At 32.1% G+C, this 19,747-nt stretch carries 18 protein-coding genes; 12 read left to right on the top strand and 6 right to left on the bottom strand.

The genetic code is table 11. The features are described 5' to 3' along the window. Positions 1–104: 104 nt before the first annotated feature. A complete protein-coding gene (gene dnaA / locus M2098_RS05410; RefSeq protein WP_280682461.1) occupies positions 105–1,466 on the bottom strand; it encodes a chromosomal replication initiator protein DnaA in 1,362 nt (453 codons plus the stop codon). Positions 1,467–2,008: 542 nt separating this feature from the next. Between dnaA and rpmH the strand changes: the two genes are divergently transcribed. The 5 genes from rpmH (at position 2,009) to M2098_RS05385 (ending at position 4,694) form a co-directional block, all read left to right on the top strand. Further along, positions 2,009–2,143 carry a 50S ribosomal protein L34 gene (gene rpmH / locus M2098_RS05405; RefSeq protein WP_067424745.1) on the top strand — a complete coding sequence of 45 codons (135 nt, stop codon included), beginning with the start codon at positions 2,009–2,011 and terminating at the stop codon, positions 2,141–2,143. 97 nt (positions 2,144–2,240) lie between these two features. Next, the gene (gene rnpA, locus M2098_RS05400; RefSeq protein WP_280682464.1) at positions 2,241–2,573 is read left to right on the top strand and encodes a ribonuclease P protein component; all 333 of its coding nucleotides are present in this window, start codon (positions 2,241–2,243) and stop codon (positions 2,571–2,573) included. A 25-nt stretch (positions 2,574–2,598) separates the two neighbouring features. Next, on the top strand, positions 2,599–3,486 hold the full coding sequence (locus tag M2098_RS05395) for a YidC/Oxa1 family membrane protein insertase (protein ID WP_280682466.1): 888 nt from the start codon (positions 2,599–2,601) through the stop codon (positions 3,484–3,486). Positions 3,487–3,495: 9 nt separating this feature from the next. Next, a complete protein-coding gene (locus M2098_RS05390) occupies positions 3,496–4,107 on the top strand; it encodes a R3H domain-containing nucleic acid-binding protein (RefSeq protein ID WP_134170906.1) in 612 nt (203 codons plus the stop codon). A gap of 140 nt (positions 4,108–4,247) precedes the next feature. After that, positions 4,248–4,694 (top strand): DUF3592 domain-containing protein, encoded by a 447-nt coding sequence (locus M2098_RS05385; RefSeq protein ID WP_280682468.1) that lies wholly within the window; start codon positions 4,248–4,250, stop codon positions 4,692–4,694. Between the two features lie 34 nt (positions 4,695–4,728). On the opposite strand, the gene M2098_RS05380 is transcribed toward M2098_RS05385, so the two are convergent. Beyond that, on the bottom strand, positions 4,729–5,892 hold the full coding sequence (locus tag M2098_RS05380) for a MalY/PatB family protein (protein WP_280682470.1): 1,164 nt from the start codon (positions 5,890–5,892) through the stop codon (positions 4,729–4,731). 108 nt (positions 5,893–6,000) lie between these two features. Here M2098_RS05380 and treR point away from each other — a divergent pair, with 108 nt between their 5' ends. From treR to treC, 5 genes are all read left to right on the top strand, one after another. Then, positions 6,001–6,708: a trehalose operon repressor gene (gene treR / locus M2098_RS05375; RefSeq protein ID WP_280682472.1), complete on the top strand. Its 708-nt coding sequence runs from the start codon at positions 6,001–6,003 to the stop codon at positions 6,706–6,708. 117 nt (positions 6,709–6,825) lie between these two features. Next, positions 6,826–7,644 (top strand): Cof-type HAD-IIB family hydrolase, encoded by an 819-nt coding sequence (locus M2098_RS05370; protein ID WP_280682474.1) that lies wholly within the window; start codon positions 6,826–6,828, stop codon positions 7,642–7,644. A 15-nt stretch (positions 7,645–7,659) separates the two neighbouring features. Further along, a complete protein-coding gene (locus M2098_RS05365) occupies positions 7,660–8,448 on the top strand; it encodes an HAD family hydrolase (protein WP_280682476.1) in 789 nt (262 codons plus the stop codon). A 172-nt stretch (positions 8,449–8,620) separates the two neighbouring features. Then, positions 8,621–10,075 (top strand): PTS system trehalose-specific EIIBC component, encoded by a 1,455-nt coding sequence (gene treP, locus M2098_RS05360; RefSeq protein ID WP_280682478.1) that lies wholly within the window; start codon positions 8,621–8,623, stop codon positions 10,073–10,075. 14 nt (positions 10,076–10,089) lie between these two features. After that, the gene (gene treC, locus M2098_RS05355; RefSeq protein ID WP_280682480.1) at positions 10,090–11,742 is read left to right on the top strand and encodes an alpha,alpha-phosphotrehalase; all 1,653 of its coding nucleotides are present in this window, start codon (positions 10,090–10,092) and stop codon (positions 11,740–11,742) included. 23 nt (positions 11,743–11,765) lie between these two features. Here treC and M2098_RS05350 read toward each other — a convergent pair whose 3' ends face one another. Continuing rightward, a complete protein-coding gene (locus M2098_RS05350; protein ID WP_280682482.1) occupies positions 11,766–12,323 on the bottom strand; it encodes a DUF3783 domain-containing protein in 558 nt (185 codons plus the stop codon). A 247-nt stretch (positions 12,324–12,570) separates the two neighbouring features. On the opposite strand from M2098_RS05350, the gene M2098_RS05345 reads away from it, so the two are divergent. Further along, positions 12,571–15,174 (top strand): cation-translocating P-type ATPase, encoded by a 2,604-nt coding sequence (locus tag M2098_RS05345; protein WP_280682484.1) that lies wholly within the window; start codon positions 12,571–12,573, stop codon positions 15,172–15,174. A gap of 79 nt (positions 15,175–15,253) precedes the next feature. On the opposite strand, the gene hcp is transcribed toward M2098_RS05345, so the two are convergent. The 3 genes from hcp to M2098_RS05330 all read right to left on the bottom strand — a co-directional run bounded on the left by hcp (position 15,254) and on the right by M2098_RS05330 (position 18,547). Continuing rightward, the gene (gene hcp, locus M2098_RS05340; protein WP_280682486.1) at positions 15,254–16,792 is read right to left on the bottom strand and encodes a hydroxylamine reductase; all 1,539 of its coding nucleotides are present in this window, start codon (positions 16,790–16,792) and stop codon (positions 15,254–15,256) included. Positions 16,793–16,868: 76 nt separating this feature from the next. Beyond that, positions 16,869–17,501, bottom strand: a complete 633-nt coding sequence (locus tag M2098_RS05335; RefSeq protein ID WP_280682488.1) for a Crp/Fnr family transcriptional regulator — start codon at positions 17,499–17,501, stop codon at positions 16,869–16,871. A 53-nt stretch (positions 17,502–17,554) separates the two neighbouring features. After that, on the bottom strand, positions 17,555–18,547 hold the full coding sequence (locus M2098_RS05330; protein ID WP_280682489.1) for a hypothetical protein: 993 nt from the start codon (positions 18,545–18,547) through the stop codon (positions 17,555–17,557). A 462-nt stretch (positions 18,548–19,009) separates the two neighbouring features. Here M2098_RS05330 and M2098_RS05325 point away from each other — a divergent pair, with 462 nt between their 5' ends. Next, the gene (locus M2098_RS05325; protein WP_280682490.1) at positions 19,010–19,153 is read left to right on the top strand and encodes a hypothetical protein; all 144 of its coding nucleotides are present in this window, start codon (positions 19,010–19,012) and stop codon (positions 19,151–19,153) included. The last annotated feature ends 594 nt before the right edge of the window (positions 19,154–19,747 follow it).

Here is a 19,747-nt window from a genome sequence, read left to right as displayed (position 1 = left end):
CTAGTGTGTGGAAAACTTTTAAAAGTAAAAAATAATAAGTATTTATCATACTTTTTAGCAGTTTTTCACTGTTTAGATTTACGGCAAAATTTTGTGGAAATAATTTATGCGTAAACACCTAAACGTTTTTTAATATCATCAATAACATCTTTATAGATACCTTTTTGATTTAGGTACCCTACAATTTTATCATAAGAAGTCATAATTGTTGAATGATCACGATTACCAAATTCAGATCCAATCTTTTTAAATGGTACATCAAGAAGTTCACGAATTAAGTAAATAGCGATATGTCGTGCATTTGCAATATCTGCAGTTCTTGATTTTGATTCAATTTGCTTCAATGTAATATTGTAGTAATTACAAACTTCTTTCTTTATTTTCTTTGGTGTTAATTCATCCGTTTGTGAAATAATCGGATTGTCTTTGAACATATCAATTGTGAAATGTTCATCAATAACTTCTGGGTTATGTAAGATCGCTTTAAATAATAGTTCATTTAAGGCACCTTCTAGTTTTCTAACATCTTCATTAAAACGGTTTGCAATATAGAAGAGTGCATCATCTGTAATAATAATTTCATTGGTTCTACCTTCAAGTTTCTTTTGAAGAATCGAAACCGCTGTTTCAAATTCAGGTGATGTAATACTTACCGATAAGCCCGATGTAAAACGTGAAATAATTCTCGCATTAATATTTTTTAGTTCTGAAGGGTACACATCACTAGTTAAAATGATCTGTTTCCCACTATCCTTCAACTTATTATAAATATTAAAGAATAATTCTTGGCTTTGATTTGTTTTTGCAAGATGCTGAATATCATCGATTAGCAAATAATCCAATTGACAAATACTTTCTATAAAAACATCAGATTTATTTTCTTTAAGCGATTTAATAATTAAATTAATGAAGTCATTTCCATCAATGTAAAGATATTTTACATCTGGACGATTATTTTTAAGATAATTACAAATAGCATGCAATAAATGGGTTTTTCCTAATCCAGAATTTCCATAAATAAATAATGGATTGTAAAAACTTTGTTCCCTCGAATACGCACAACCATATGCTGCTGCATACGATTGTTGGTTACTTTGACCTTGAATAAAATTCTCAAACGTATAGTTCTCTAAAATTTTATTTCCATTTTCAAAAATAAACTCCTCTTTTGGCGTCTCTTGACGTTTTCGATTAGACAGTTCTTTTTCTAATAAAACTTGAGCAGAAATTTGTTGATCTAGCTGCGTAGACAGTAAATCATTAAAGACTTCAATGTTTTGTTCGAAGAACCGTTTTGTCGTGATAAATGGGACTTCAATTGTCGCAATTCCATCACGCACATCGTAGAGAAGTGAATTTGAAACGTAAGAGTGGAAAACTGATTTTTCAAAGATATTGTTTTCTTGGATATTGTGCAAAATCTGATGCCAACAGTCTTGATACGTGTTTGATCCAGATTCCGTCATAAATATATCCTTTCCTAATACAAATTTACATCTCATATATTACATGAAATGATAGTAAATTACTACCATCAAAAAGTAAAAAACATAGTTTTCCACATTATCATAAAAATTGAAAACCCTTTAAAATAAAGGATATATCACGCTTTAAATAGTTTTCCCCATCTTTTGATGTGGAAAACTGTGGAAAAAGTTTGTGTTAAAAAGTACGATGTGGAAAGTGTGGAAAAGAAAATTGAGAAATTTCCACAAGAAACTAAGAATTGTATAGTTTTCCATAAAAGAAAATGAGCATGACTAAAGGGATTTAAACAACTTTCCCCAGTTTTCCACCCTATGTGGAAAACTATGTTTTTTAACACCATGGAAAACCTGTTTGAAACTAAAAATATATTCTTTTTTACATCATAAATAATAGAAAGAAATATTCGATAAATTGTATACTTTATGAAACATGAAATACACTTTTTTGTTGACTTGGATAAGGTGCTGCGATATAATCTAAAAGCAATGTTTATTAATATGTAGAAAAGGAGGTGTACTTGATGAAAAGAACTTATCAACCAAATAAGAGAAAACATCAAAAAACACACGGGTTTAGAGCTCGCATGAAAACACCTGGAGGACGTAACGTTCTAGCTAGAAGACGTAGTAAAGGTAGAAAAGTTTTATCAGCTTAATTAATATAACAATTAAAATGATAAACATGAGTTTAATAACAACGCTTTAAAAATATCTCGTCTTGGCGAGATATTTTTATTTATGTGAGGAATGTATATGAAAAAAGCATACAGGATCAAAAAAGCAGATGAATTTACTGAAATCATCAAAAATCGACAATTTTACAAATCCAAAGGAATTATTTTATATGTTAGAAAGCGTAAAGAAGATATTCCACGTGTTGGAATTACGGTAAAAAAGAAGATTGGAAATGCAGTTGTAAGAAATAAAGTGAAGCGACAAGTGCGAATGATGGTTCAAGAAATTTATAGTTTTGAAGAAAATTTCGATTCGATTTTACTTATTCGTGAAGATTATCTTGAAAACGACTACAAAAACAACAAAAATAACTTGGAAAGAATAGTAAAACAAGTTAGAATTAAAAAGTAAGCATTTTTAGAAATGGAGTAGAAAAATGAACATGATTAAAAAGTATATAAAAGATCATAAGAAGTTAATTATCTTCTCATTGTTCTTAATAGTTTTTGTTGCTGGGTGTAGTTCACCACGTAACGCAGATGGTACTGTAGATAAGGAACAATTAATTTTCCTTAGTACACCATATTTAAAGAGTATTGGTGATGGATGGTTTAACATCTTTGTTTGGCCAATGGCACAAATGATCAACTGGGTTGCAACATTCTCTGATGCAGGAGTTGGTATTATTGTAACTACGATTGTTGTAAACGTAATTACAGCTGCATTTACAATTAAACAACAAGCACAAACGCAAAAGATGCAAATGATTCAAGGTGAACAAGCTAAGATTCAAGCAAAATATGAAGGTAAAACGGATCAAGCAAGTAAAATGCGTATGAGCCAAGAACTTCAAATGCTATATAAAAAACACGACATCAACCCAATGGGTTCAATCGTAACGTTATTTATTCAATTACCAATTATGATTGGTATCTATCAAGCATGTATGAGAGCATCATCAGTTTATACAGGATCATTCTTTGGAATTGATTTAACGATGACACCACAAGCTGCAATTGGTGAAATGGAAATTCCAGTTATTGTAATTTTCTTATTAATGGCAGTAATGCAATTTGTTTCATTTAAAATTCCTCAAATTTTAGCGAAACGTCGTAATGAAAAGAATAGAAAAATTAAGAAATATGCACAACCTGAGAAAAAAGGTATGGCTGGAAACATGAACATGATGATGTATGTTTCTGTAGCAATGATGGTATTCTTAGGATTTAGCTGGCCATTAGGTATGACATTCTACTTATTAGTTAGTTCATGTGTTCGTGTAATTCAAAATATTGTGATTGATAAATTCTTTATTAAAGACTAGGTGGTTGCTATGAAAACATATACAGGGAAATCAATTGATGAAATTCTAGAAACGATTGCCACACAAGAAGATGTAGATATCGAAGATATTACATATAAAATTCTTGAAGAAAAAGCAGGATTTCTAGGAGTCGGAAAAGAAATTACAGTTGAAGCATTTACAAAACGTGATATCTTAGATTTTGTTTATGATTATATTCTTCAATTTTTCGATAACATGGAAATGGAAATCGAATTAAGTGTTGAAGAGGAAGATGATAACTTCTATAAAGCAACAATTAATGCAAGAAACAATGCGATTTTAATTGGTAAGAATGGTCAAACATTACAAGCTATGAATACGGTATTAAAAGCAGCAGTATCAGGAACATTCAAAAAACGTATTTCAACATTAGTTGATATTAATGGATATAAAGAAGAACGCTACCGCAAAGTTGTATCAATTGCAACACGTGTGGCAAAAAGTGTTCAACAAACTAAAACGGATGCAGTTTTAGATCCAATGCCAAATGATGAACGTAAAGCAATTCACAATCATCTATCAACATTTGATCACATTACAACGGTATCTGAAGGTGATGGAAATCAACGTCGTTTGAAAATCTGTTATAGCGAAGACTAAACACTCGAAAGGGTGTTTTTATTTTGGTATAAGTATGATTAAAAAGTCATACTTTTTAATGAAAGCATTATGTGTCGTAAAAAGTAAATATAGTATAATAAGAATTTCATATGCTATACTTTAGAAAAGGGGAAAGATAAATGGAACAAACGAAAATGGTTATCATCTTTTGTATTGCTTTAGTAATTACAATCATTTACTTCATTTTTATGATGAAAATACAAAATAAAAGCAAAGCAAAAGCGTATAAAACCATCGAGCAAGCAAAACAAGATGGTTTAGAAGTAACGGGATACTTATTGAAACAAAGACGCTATTATGAAGAAAACAAAAGCGTGTATTATAAAGCAACCTATAAATACTATACAAATCCTGGAAGTAAGATGTATAAGACAAACAAAATAATGCAAGGTCGTGCACCAGCGCAAATCACACTGTATGTAAACCCCAACAATCCAAAGAAAACCATGGGTGAACTTGAAATGATATATGGAAAAGGACCTGGTAAAATGACGATACCGTTTCTACTTGGATTTGTATTATTTTTCGTAGTAGTGCGTGTATTAGGAATTCTTTTTCAAATATAATCCAATAAAAAAATATGGCGTAATTGCCATATTTTTAATACTCTTGATCAATACTTTGTAAGATCGATACAACTTTTTGAATAGTTGCTTTTGTTGTCCCTATATTGAAACGGAAGAAGACATTACCAGGTTCTCCAAACTGTAAGCCCATTTGCATACCAAGTTTGTGAGAAATTAAAATATCACGCATTTCTTCAGTTGTCTTATGAAACTTTTCAAAGTTGATCCATAATAAATAGGTACCTTCATTTACATAAGTTGTAAATTTCGTATTTGCTAATCCATCACGTACAATTTCATAGTTTTCTTTTAAATATGCATTTAATTCATCTACCCAATATGCTCCATTTTCATAGGCAGCTTGCATAGCCGTTAGACCAAATACATTTACATGAGATCCACCAACTTCATCTAATTTTTGCGCAAATTGTTCTTTAGCTGTTGCTGTTGGTAAAAGCGCATAACTGATTTGAATTCCAGCTAAGTTAAAGATCTTAGTTGGAGCAGATAATGTATATATATGATCTGCATATGTACCTGCAACTTTAGCAATTGGAGTATATGTATATCCTTCAAACACTAAATCTTTATGGATATCATCACTTATAATTGATACATTATATTTTTGACAAATAGCAATAAGTGTTTCTAGTTCATCAGCTGTCCAAACACGACCACCTGGATTATGTGGATTACATAAAATAAATACAGATGGTTGGTGTTGTTTAATCTTTTCTTCAAAATCTGTAAAATCCATTTCGTAACGATTATTATTTGTAACTAAATCACTGAAGATAGGTACACGACCAAGTGCTTCACTGATTTTAAAGAATGGTGTGTAAATTGGTTGAAACATAATAATGGCATCATTTGGTTTACTTAGCATCAACAATAATGCTTTAATAGATGAAAGCACATTAGTTGAAAGAACGATATCATCCTTATTAATTTCAAAATCATGACGTTGTTTATTCCAACGTACAATCGAATCTAAAATTCTTTCACTTGAAAATGCATAACCAAATACACCATGACGTGCACGTTCAATTAATGCATCCAATACTTCTGGTGGACTTTGAAAATCCATATCAGCAACCCATAAAGGTTGTACATCTTTTGTACCAAAGACAAGTTCACGCTTATCCCATTTGGTACTATTTGTATTTTCTCTAATTATTTCTTGATCAAAACGACTCATACTTAATCACCTCATTTTCAATTGTAGTATGAAAAGAAGATAAAGTAAAATTATGTACCTGTACGTTTAGGTGTTTATTTATGAATTGTTTTCCGATACAATATAGGTATGACAAAATATCAAAGAATCTATCAAGAACTGTTAGATAAAATTAAAACAAAAGAATATAAAACCGGCGATTATTTACCAAGTGAAAACGAATTGATGAAAACATATAGTTCATCACGTGATACCATTCGTAAAGCTTTGCAACTACTCTTACAAAATGGATACATTCAAAAAGTAGTTGGTAAAGGATCCGTTGTTCTTGATAGTGAAAGAATTGCGTTTCCGGTCTCTGGAATTTCAAGTTTTAAAGAACTGAAAGAATCAATGGATGGAAAAATTGAAACAATTGTTGAAGAATTTAATCTCGTTCCAGCAGATGATAAATTAAAAGATGAGCTGCATATGGATGATGGCAATGTATATATTGTAGAGCGTGTTCGTTCTATTAATGGTGAAAAAATCATCCTAGATAAAGATTATTTAAATGGAAATATCATCCAAGGACTGACAAAACAACATGCACAAGATTCTATTTATGAATATATTGAAAATGAACTGAATTTAAACATCAGTTTTTCACGCAAGGAAATTACGGTCATTCCAGCCACAAAACATGATAAAGAAGTACTTGATATGTTGGATTATGATCTACTTGTTTGTGTAAAAAGTTATTCGTATTTAGAAGATGCAACATTATTTGAATATACAATTTCAAAACATCGACCGGATAAATTTAGGTTTGTTGATTTTGCTAGAAGAAGCCAGTAAACTACTCTTTTTGGGTAGTTTTCTTTTATGTAAAATGAAAACGTGTTGATTCTATAACAGCTAACAGCTATAGTAAAACTAGATACTTTCGTGTAAAGGTAAAGGATGGAAAAGAAGATGAAAAATAAGTCAAATAATATTAAATTGGTGGCAGTGGATGTAGATGGTACATTTGTTCGTACGGATTATACGTATGATAAACCAAGATTTCTTGCCATTATGGAGCGTATGAAAAAAGCAGGATGTGAATTTGTTGTTGCTAGTGGTAACCAATACTATCAACTACGTTCTCTATTTCCTGAATTTAAAGATACGATTAGCTACATTGCAGAAAATGGAGCACTTGTAAAAGCAAAAGATACAATCCTATTTACGACAGATATTCCTAAAGATGTAATTCATAAGACACTAGAAATTTGTAATCAATATCCAGATATTAAAAATACAATGTGTGGACTTGAAAGTGCATATTGTGAAAGAGGAAAAGTAAGTGAGAAATTCTTTAAACTAACCAATCATTACTATCACAAACTACAATGGGTAGATGACTTTGCAAATGTACATGATACGATTTTAAAATTTGCTCCAATGGTACCTGTAGAAAAGACAGATATGTATATGAAAATATTTGCAGAACAGCTTGATGGAGGATTAGTTCCAACATCGAGTGGTCATGGATCCATTGATTTAATTGTTCCAAATTGTCATAAGGCTTCAGGTATTGAACGACTTGTAAAACTATGGAACATTACACCCGAACAGTGTGTTGCCTTTGGTGATGGTGGAAATGATATAGAAATGTTAACGTACTGTGGGCGTAGTTATGCTATGGATAATGCACCAGATCATGTAAAAGCATGCGCAAAAAATGTATGTCCTTCAAATAATGAAGATGGTGTACTAGTAATATTAGATCAACTATTTCCAGTTGAATAAGAATGAGAAGAGACAATGAAAGATATAAAAATAATATTCTTTGATATTGATGGTACGCTAATTGATATGCAAAGAAAGCAAATTTCAGAACATATGTTGTATACATTACGTAAATTAAAAGAAAATGGTATTGTAATTTGTATTGCAACAGGAAGAAGTCCAATTTCTTTACCACATTTTGAAGGTATTGATTTTGATGCATATTTAACCTTCAATGGTTCATATTGTTATAACGAAAAGGAAACGATATTTAAAAACCCAATAGATTCAAATGATGTAAATGTTATCGTCGATAATGCCAAAAATATTGCAAGACCGGTTTCTGTTTCCACGATTCAAAAAAACATTGCAAATGGAAAAGATGATGATTTAGTTGAGTACTTTTCTTTTGCACACCAAGAAGTATATGTATCACCTAATTTTGATGAAGAAATTCATAATGAAGATGTATATCAGTTGATGGTATCTGCTACACCAAAAGAGTATGACATGCTTATGAAGCATACAAATCATACAAAAATTACTGCATGGTGGAATCGTGCAGTTGATATTATTCCAGCAAATGGTGGTAAAGGAAAAGGAATCGAAGAGATATTGGCATATTATGGATTTGATGCATCCCAAGCGATGGCTTTTGGTGATGGAAACAATGATATTGAGATGCTACAAACCGTTGGTTGGGGACTTGCCATGGAAAATGCATCTGATGATCTAAAAGAGATTGCAAATGAAATCATCGGACATGTTTCTAAGGAAGGAATTTATTACTACTGTGTGAAACAGGGATTCATTGAAGCAAAATAAGTAAAATAACTAGCATTAACTATGTGTTACACGATACAAAGTGATACATAATATGCTAGTTTTTTTATATACAACAAAAAAAGATTTAATTCATATTGACATACCTGTACGGACAGGTTATAGTGAAGATAGAAATAAACTTGTACGGACAGGTTGAAAGGATGAGAATAATATGAAAGATTTTACAAAGGATGCAACTTCTTTATTAGCGTATGTTGGTGGAAAAGAAAACATCAAAGCAGTTACTCACTGCATTACTAGAATGCGTTTTGTTTTAGTTGATGAAAGTAAAGCCGATATTAAGAAAATTGAAGCATTGCCATCAGCAAAGGGAACATTTACCCAATCAGGACAATTCCAAGTCATTATTGGAAATGATGTAGCAGACTTCTATAAAAGTTTTGTTGAAGTAAGTGGTATTGAGGGTGTAGATAAAAATGCCGCAAAAGAAGCTGCAAAAGACAATCAAAGTCCAATTCAAAAATTCATGAGCAATATCGCCGAAATATTTGCTCCATTAATTCCAGCACTTGTATGTGGTGGTTTGATCTTAGGATTTAGAAATGTAATTGGTGATATTCAATTTGGTGGACAAACCATTGTTGAAGGAAGTCAATTTTGGGCTGGTGTACATAGTTTTCTTTGGTTAATCGGAGAAGCGATTTTCCACTTCTTACCAGTAGGAATTACATGGTCTATCACAAAGAAAATGGGAACTACGCAAATTCTAGGAATTGTTTTAGGAATTTGTTTAGTATCACCACAATTATTAAATGCATATGCAGTAAGTGGAGCTACCGATATTCCATTCTGGGATTTTGGTTTTGCGAAAATTGATATGATTGGATATCAAGCACAAGTAATACCAGCAATACTAGCCGGATTTACTTTAGTTTACTTAGAAAGATTCTGGAAAAAAGTGATTCCAAGTGTTGTACAACTTGTAGTTGTTCCATTCTTAGCACTTGTTCCTGCAGTATTAATTGCACACGTAGTATTAGGTCCAATTGGATGGGCAATGGGTGATGCAATTTCGAATGTCGTATATACAGGGTTAACATCTCAATTTGGTTGGTTATTTGCGGGAGTCTTTGGTTTCTTGTATGCACCATTAGTTATTACTGGATTACACCATATGACAAATGCAATTGACTTACAGTTAATGGATAAATATAGTGGAACGATTTTATGGCCAATGATTGCTCTATCAAATATTGCCCAAGGGTCTGCAGTACTTGCGATGGTTTTCTTGCAACGCAAAAACGATGCTGCAAAACAAATTGCAATCCCGTCAATGATCTCTTGTTACTTAGGAGTTACTGAGCCAGCAATGTTTGGGGTAAACATTAAACATGGATTCCCATTCATTTCAGCAATGATTGGTTCAAGTATTGCAGCTATGTTATCTGTAGCAACAGGAGTTATGGCAAACTCAATTGGAGTTGGAGGAATCCCAGGATTCTTAGCAATTCAAGTACAACACTGGCCAATGTTCTTTGTTTGCATGGCAGTCGCAATCGTTGTTCCATTTGGATTAACATATGTGATTGGACTTAAAAAATTACCAGAAAGCGATCGCGTAAATCACGAAGAAGTAAACTTAGATGAAATAGCAGAATTGGCATAAAGATAGGAGGTTCTATGCATAACTATGGGAATAAAGTCATTTATCAGATCTATCCTAAATCATATAAAGATAGTAATGGTGATGGAATTGGTGACTTTCAGGGAATTATCGAAAAACTAGACTATCTTGAACAATTAGGAATTGACTATATTTGGTTAAATGCATGTTTTGTATCGCCACAAAACGACAATGGTTATGATGTACAAGATTATTACAATATTGATCCTGTATATGGAAGTATGGAAGATTTTGATGCATTAGTAAAAGAAGCAAAAGCGCATCACATTGAAATTATGTTGGATATGGTATTTAATCATACCTCAACCGCACATGAATGGTTTCAAAAGGCATTGCAGGGTGACAAGAAATATAAAGATTATTATATTTGGCGAAAAGGTAAGGAAGATGGTACACCACCAACCAATTGGGTGAGTAAGTTTGGTGGAAATACCTGGGAATATGTAGAACGTTATGATGCATATTACTTACACTTATATGATGTAAGTCAAGCGGACTTAAACTGGGATAATCCAGAAGTACGTGATGAGATGGCAAAGATTGTCAATTTTTGGATGGATAAAGGAGTTAGTGGATTTCGTTTTGATGTTGTCAATTTGATTTCTAAACCAGAAGTACTCGAAGATGATTATCAAGGAGATGGACGCCGTTTCTATACAGATGGTCCACATGTACATGAGTATTTACGTCAACTCAACAATGCATCCTTTGGAAAAATCGATGCATTAACAGTAGGTGAAATGTCATCAACGTCACTAGAAAACTGTGTAAAATATGCAGGAGAAAATCGTCAAGAATTAAGCAGTGTCTTTAACTTTCACCATTTGAAGGTCGATTATAAAAACAAAAACAAATGGGATATTCAAGAATTTGATTTCCAAGAGTTAAAAGATTTACTTGTTACATGGCAAGTAGGAATGCAAGAGTATGATGCATGGAATGCTTTATTCTGGTGCAATCATGATCAACCTCGTGTAGTATCACGTTTTGGAAATGATCGTACCTATCCAAAAGAAAGTGCCAAGATGCTAGCAACAGCAATACATATGTTACGTGGAATTCCTTACATTTATCAAGGTGAAGAAATTGGGATGACTAATGCGTACTTTACCGATATTAAGGAATACCGTGATGTTGAATCATTAAACTACTACGAGATTCTTAAACAAACAGGAATGAGTGAAGCAAAAATTATGAAAATATTGCAAGAACGTTCACGTGATAATGCAAGAACGCCAATGCAATGGGATGCTTCGATACATGCTGGATTTAGTGATGCTACTCCTTGGATTCAAGAAATCAAGAATTATAAAGAGATCAATGTCAAACACGCATTAGCTGATAAAGATTCCGTATTTTATCACTATAAAAAGTTGATAGAATTACGAAAAACATATCCAGTGATTCAACAAGGAAGCTTTGAAGTCATTGCTAAAGATCATCCAGAACTATTTGTGTATAAACGAATTCTTGGTGATACAGAAGTATTAGTTATTAATAATTTCTATGGTAAACAAGTTGATTATAAAATCGAACAAGCACAAAAGTATGAATTGCTATTATCAAATTATGGAGAACGTCCATGTACAGATAATATGCAATTACAACCATATGAATCGCTTATTTATATTACAAAACCCCAAGATTAACTAATATCTTGGGGTTTACTTTCTTATAGTGCTTCGTTTCCACTAAAGTACGGTAATAATGAAGCAATGGCTTGATCAATCTCATCAGTTGAACTTTGTTTCTTTAATACATCATATGCTTCAACAACCGCTTTTTGAAAAACAGGACGAACATCTTCAGGAACGGTATCTGGTTTTACTTTCATAGCAAGTTGCAATAACATATTCAATCGATTCCGTTTCAGAAAGTAATGATGTTCTTCATCAAGTTCTACGAATAAATCAATTACTTTCCATTTTTGGTTGTGCTCAGTTAACATCGCTTTTCGATCAATCATCACCTCGTGTTCTTTTAATATTTTAGCAACTTCAGAAATAATTGAAGGATCTACAACTGAGAAAACAATGACTTCATGAGCAAAAGGTCCAATATCTTCTTTTGGATTTGCTTCGTAACCTTCATAACCAAATAGATAACCTACTGTTTCATGTAAGTTCTCAGGATCTAAGACCAAAATATCAAAGTCTTCTTTTAAAGCATCAATGATTTTTGCTTCTTTCTCACGATTTTTATTTGTATATAATAAAATGGTACCTAACATAACAATTCCTCTTCTTTTCTTACCATTCTAATATAGCACAAATTCATACAAACAACCTATGAATATAATCCTTTACAGGATGACATATTGTTGATACAATAGCAAAGTAATAAGGGAGTAGTCGCACAAATCTGTGTGATTTAGTCAACATCACGAAACGAAAGTTTCTGGCTGAATTTTAAAGACAAGACTTATTGAAAGTTGTTTTCAATGAGTCTTTTTTATTACTAGACTCCAGGAGGATTGCATGAAACAATATACAAATTACAATTTGAAAGATGTGTTTGAGGAATTTGAAACCTCACGGGATGGATTAAAAGATAGTGAAGCAAGTGTCCGTTTAGCACGTGATGGGAAAAATGAACTAGAAGCAGAAGCACAAGAAAGCATTTTAAGTATTTTCTTATCGCAGTTTAAAGACTTACTTGTTATCGTCTTAATTGTGGCAAGTATGATTTCCATTGCTGTAGGTGAATTAGAAAGTGCGATTGTTATATTAATCGTAATTACACTAAATTCGATTTTGGGTACTGTACAAACCGTGCGTGCACAAAAATCACTTGATTCCTTAAAGCAATTATCAACACCGTTTACTCGTGTTATGCGTGAAGGTATTGTAAAAGAAGTACCATCAAGTGAACTAGTCGTTGGAGATATCGTACTTGTAGAAGCGGGGGATGTCATTAGTGCAGATGGACGTGTTGTTGATTCTTTCACATTACAAGTCAATGAAAGTTCATTAACTGGTGAGAGTGAAAGTGTTGAGAAATTCCCAGATCAAATTATTGAAGAAGGAATTCAAATCGGTGATCAACGCAATATGGTATTCTCAAGTAGTCTAGTTACTTATGGACGAGGAAAATATGTAGTTACAAGTACTGGAATGAAAACCGAAATTGGTCGAATTGCCCAAATGATGAATGCCACAAAAGAAAAGCGTACGCCTTTACAATTAAGCTTAGATGACTTTTCAAAGAAATTATCTTTTGTGATTATCGCAATTTGTTTAGTTGTACTTGGATTAAATATGTTACGTGGAGGAAATTTACTTGATTCCTTTATGTTTGCAGTTGCGCTAGCTGTTGCAGCAATTCCTGAAGCATTAGCTTCTATTGTAACTATCGTATTATCAATTAGTACACAAAAAATGGTCAAAGAACACGCGATTATGAAAAACATTAACGCAGTGGAAACGCTTGGTTGTGTATCCATTATTTGTTCGGATAAAACAGGAACCTTAACGCAAAACAAAATGAGTGTAGAAAGTATTTATTTGAACCGCCAATTGTATTTAAAAAATGCAGAATATAAAGACAATCGTGATATTCGTTTGCTTACTATGATTGGAATTTTATGTAGTGATGCAACTATCAACGGAGAACAACGAATTGGAGATCCAACAGAACTTGCATTTGTGGATCTTGGACGTTTCTTTGAGATGAATGAAAGTGAATTACGTGAGAAGTATTACCGTGTCAAAGAATTACCATTCGACTCGGTTCGTAAATTGATGACGACTGTATGTAATGTACATGATAAAAAAGTAATGTATGTAAAAGGTGCACCAGATGAATTATTACGTGTATGTACAAAATATTACTTTGAAGGTAAAGAGTTAGATATGACAGATGAAGTTCGTGAAGAAATTCTACTTCAAAACGGACTATTTGCTACACAAGGACAACGTGTTCTAGCTTTTGCTTATAAAGAGTTTAATCAAGATGAATTAACTTTAGAAGATGAAAGAGATTTAGTCTTCACTGGTCTAATTTCAATGATTGATCCACCTCGTGAAGAAAGTGCACAAGCAGTTGCGGATTGTTATACTGCAGGTATTAAACCAATTATGATTACTGGTGACCACAAAGTTACTGCAACAGCAATCGCGAAACGTATTGGTATTTATAAAGATGGAGATTTAGCATTAGAAGGTCGTGAACTAGCAGTGATGAATGATGATCAACTTCACGAAATCATCGAAAAAGTAAGTGTATATGCACGTGTTGCTCCTGAGCACAAAATCCGTATTGTTGAAGCATGGCAAAGTCGTGGTCACAATGTGGCAATGACAGGAGATGGTGTAAATGATGCTCCTGCATTAAAACAAGCAGATATTGGTATTGCTATGGGAATTACAGGAACAGAAGTAAGTAAAGATGCAGCAAGTATGATTCTTACAGATGATAACTTCTCAACAATTGTAAAAGCGATTGTGACAGGACGTAATGTATATGACAATATTAAAAATGCAATTGCCTACTTATTAAGTGGAAACTTCTCAGGAATCTTATCCGTACTATACTGTACACTATTTGCTTTACCACTTCCATTTATGCCAGTACACTTATTATTTATTAACTTGGTGACGGATTCACTACCAGCGATTGCGATTGGAATGGAACCATCAAATGCATATTTACTATATGAAAAACCAAGAAGTAAAAAAGCAAGTATCTTAAATAAAGCAACCCTTCAACAAATTGGTTACGAAGGATTACTAATTGCCATTGCAACACTTGTTGGATTCCACTTAGGACTTCAACAAAGTACAGGTCATGCAATGACATATGCATTTGCTGTATTATGTATGGCACGTTTATTCCATGGATTTAACTGTCGTGGAAAACAGTCAATTTTCAAAATTGGCTTAACAACAAACAAATATTCTATTTACGCATTTATTGTTGGATATATTCTAATCATGGGAATCATGATGATTCCAGCATTCCATGGTGTCTTTAAAATTGCAGATATCTCAGCAATGGATATTGCAATAATTAATGCCTTAGCATTTGCACCAACGATTGTCGTACAAATTACGAAAATCATTATGGGACGTAACGAGAAATAACAAAAGGTTCGCTTCAATTTGAGGCGAACCTTTTAAATCAGTAAGTCGGTTACATGTTTGAGCGCATGTAGTATAAGAATTATCCGAATGTTGTGATATCTTCAGCTACACTTTGAATACCACTAATTCCATAGTGTTCAACTAAATAATTAGCTGTAGTCTCACTTAAGTAACTTGGTAAACTAGGACCAACTTTTATATCTTTGATTCCTAAATGTAATAAAGCAAGTAAGACAATGATCGCTTTTTGTTCATACCAAGCGATATTAAATGAAATTGGTAATTCATTAATATCATTAAGCTTGAAGATTTCTTGTAGTTTCATTGCAATTACAACCCATGAATAAGAGTCATTACATTGCCCTGCATCAAGGACACGTGGTACTCCATTAATATCACCAAGATCTAGTTTGTTGTAACGATATTTGGCACAACCTGAAGTAAGAATAATTGTATCATCTTTTAAAGTTCTAGCAAAATCAGCATAGTATGTGCGATCACGTTTACGACCATCACAACCACTCATGACGATAAATTTACGAATACTTCCATTCTTAATGTTTTCTACAACAGTATCTGCTAATGCAAGAACTTGATTATGGGCAAATCCACCAACGATACTTCCTGATTCAATTTCTGTAGGTGCATTACAAGATTGAGCTTGTTTAATAATTTCGCTAAAGTCTTTTGTTCCATCTGGATTTACAGGGATACGTTTGAATCCAGGATAGTCACAGTTACCAGTAGAGTATAAGCGATCTACATATCCTGCATTTGCTTTTGGTGGCACAATACAGTTTGTAGTAAATAGAATTGGACCATTAAATGTTTCAAATTCGGTAGTTTGTTTCCACCATGCATTTCCATAGTTTCCTTTTAAGTGTGAATATTGTTTAAATTTCGGATAGTAATGTGCTGGAAGCATTTCACTATGTGTATAAATATCGATACCACTATCTTTACTTTGTTCAAGAAGTTGCGCTAAATCAGCTAAATCGTGTCCTGAGATAAGGATTCCTGGACGCGTTCCTACACCAATATTTACATTAGTTATTTCAGGATTTCCATAAGACGAAGTATTTGCAGTATCAAGTAATGCCATTACTTTTACTCCATAAGCTCCTGTTTCATCAACAACATGTAAGCATGTTTCAAGATCCTGCATTTCATTAAAGTTAGCTAATGTTTTCACCATGAAATTATGAATGTCTTGATCTTCATATCCTAAATGAATTGCATGGGAATGATATGCAGCCATTCCCATTAAACCACCCATAATTAGTGATTTTAGTGCATTGATATCTTCGTTTTCTTCATAGAAAGCAACTACATCATTACGTTTTGTGTACGTTTTTGCTTCTTCAATTTGCTGACGAATGTTTTCCTTATTAAAGTTTGCATTTGTAATAAGTTTGAATAATGAATCCATAATGAAGCGTTTTTCTTCATTGTGTCCTTCCGTATCATTTTCAATTTGCTTACTTAATACTTTTAAGTATTCTTTTAATTCATCAAGTAAGTTAGCTAATTCACTATCTTTACCACATACCCCTTGAATGGTACATGCTTTATTGCCTGCAGCTTCCTCACATTGATTACAAAACATTTTTGTGTTCATATATCGGTTCTCCTTTGTTATCTACAGGATTACTATATCGATAATGAATCGAAAAGAATGTGATAGTTGCAACACTTTAGAAATAATTTGGATTTAATGTAAATACATCCTTTTGAATCGAGAATATATTTTCAGTTTGCATTGCTTTTAACTCTCTAGATAAACTGCTTCGATTTACACTTAAGTATTCTGCAAGTTGTGTTTTATTATAGGGGATACGTACTGTATACGATTTGTCTTTTAGATGATAGAAGTTCAACATCTCAAAGATACGTTCTCGAATAGTTGTCTTATTGAGAATTTCTAGTTTATGTGTAAGAAAAACATTCTTTGTTGAAAGTATCGTAAGTAGATTTCTAAGTATCGGCTTAGGAAAATCAAAAACATCATCACGAGAAAAGTAAATAACATGTAGTGCACTTTTTGCAGTGATTTCAAAAGGTGTGATATTCTCATTTCCTAGAGCTACACTTTCTGCAAATAATTCGCCTTCACCTAACACAGTGACAAGTTTTTTATTTCCGTGTATATCATAACTACTGATTTCCATCGTACCACTTACAATAAGATACATATCATGAATCGTATCACCAATGGAAAAGATTTGTTCGTTACGCGCAAAGTGTTTATGATTGGCTTGTTGTAATACTTGATCGATGATATTTTGATCAACATTTGAAAACATTGAGATGGTTGTATGATTTTGCATAGAATACTCCTTTAATATTTTTTATCTACTCTTAATCTGATAGAGATAGTTATTCAATTTTCTAAATTTAGTTTATCATAAGCCTTTTTAAATAAATCATATGCTTCTTCTTGGGATATGTTTTGTATGTAAGACCCTCCCAATTCTTTTGTTTTTACATTTTCAAATATAAAGGATCCATTACTTTTCTCTGGATTATCATTCATTATAATATCAATTGAACTAATTCTTTCTGTTGGCCTGGCAAGCGAATATTTAATTATGTCTCCATCTTCTTCTATATCTACGATTAATGCAGTTTCAATAATCAAATCAAGAAATTTGGAACCATCATATGACTCAATATAAATAAAATAATATCTCGATATTTCTTTTCCTAAAGTTATATTTCCATAAGTAGTTTTACATTTCTTCAAATCAATACTTTCTATATAACTATTTAACTCATAGCTATCCATATATGCCATATAGTTAGTGGTATTCGAATACTCTAAATAACTATATTCTGTATAGTTGAAAATACTCTTTAAGGGATCAACGAGTATTTTGTCGCCTGAAATATCATCAATTTTTCGTGTATACCAATAATCTAAATCTTCTCTATACGTAAGTAATGTTGCACTTTTCACTTTACCTTGCTTAATATCTATTTCAACAGTAGAATTACTAAATGCATTAGCATATTTAGAAGTATGTTCATCATCTTCTAAAACTTCAAATTTTTTAGCTTTTATTTTATAATCCTTTGATGTATTATGCAATTCTCTATTTGTGGTATATATAAGACTTCTATTTTCTTTCTCTCTATTATCTCTAGTTATAGCTGTAAAGATAGTTATTATTGCAATAACTAGAGATAAAATTATATTAGTTACACTTAACCAAAATGTATCTTTTTTATAAAAAGATTTATTTTCGTTTTTAATTTCAATTTTTACAGATTTCTCTTCATTAGAAAGATTAAACTCAAAACCATTATTCCTTTTTATTTCGCTTAATTCTTTTCTTAACTTTTTATTTTCTTTTTTTAATTCATTTCTATTCATCTCGTCACCTTCAAATTAATCATAGAAATACTATATCAAATAAAAAGGTGCTGTGACAGATAGGTTTATTTAGCTACATTCTGAACGAATTTCTTTTTTTATTGATTTGTTCCATTTATTGTGAGCGTCAAATAAATGACGAATTTCTATCACATAATACAATTTCTAAGATATCTCTATACACAGGAGGTACCTTATCTTAAAAGAATCGACAATAACAAAATGGTAACAATTATTAACGAATGTGAATCAAGTGGTTTAAAAAAGTGAGTTCTTTGAGTTACATAGGATTCCACCAAACTAGTACTACAAATATCGATGCTTGTTTAGCAAAGAAGACGTGGAAACATTTGCAGAAAGACATATAGTAGTTGATCAACCCACAATAATTACGTTAAAGGTACGTGGAGCACCTGTCGAAGTTGATATTAGCTAATTAAGAACTTTAATATAGGATTTTCAATGATTGATGTAAATAAAGTTAAACATGGCTATATTGAAAAAGTAGTATTGATTTCACTTATGATGAAACAGACGAAACAATACGAGGTAAAACTACAACAAGCGCAAGAAGAATATGGACAATTGATGGAGCAAGTCCGCTAGATAAACCAAAAATGCTGTTTTAGTAAGTCTTTGCGGATGAATTATTATTGAAGAAACAGATTAAAGAAATTCTTGGACTACTATAAAAACAAATAAAAATAATTGAACATATTGAAACAATTAATGATACAGATATTCTGATCCTATTGAAGAAACAACCCCATCGTTGTCCAAGCTGTGGAGAATACACTTCTTACATCAAAGACTATAAAACAAGAAAAGTGTCACATAATAGTCTTATCAACCGTGACACTTTCCTATTCTACAAATGTAGAAGATACTTGTGTAAATCCTGCCAGATTTCATTCGTTGAAAACAATCCGTTTACAGCGAATAGACGCACTAAAGTATCTTCTAAGTCCATTATAAACATTTTAGATGATTTAAAACCATATAACGAAACGTTTTCCTCAGTGGCAAGAAGATACAACCTATCTGTTACTAAAGTAGTGGAGTTGTTTGATACTCATGTACAAGTACAACAAAAAGCACTCACACAATGATATTATCCCCCTTAGGTAGACAGTGCAAATAAATAAAGCACTTTTAACCTAAGGGGGTTTTATTATGGGAAGAAAAAATAAGTATTCATTT

It is taken from the genome of Breznakia sp. PFB1-19, from assembly GCF_029893935.1.
Lineage (GTDB): Bacteria > Bacillota_I > Bacilli_A > Erysipelotrichales > Erysipelotrichaceae > Breznakia > Breznakia blatticola.
Note: the sequence above shows the minus strand (reverse complement) of the source record. Positions and strands in the feature narration are given on the sequence as shown.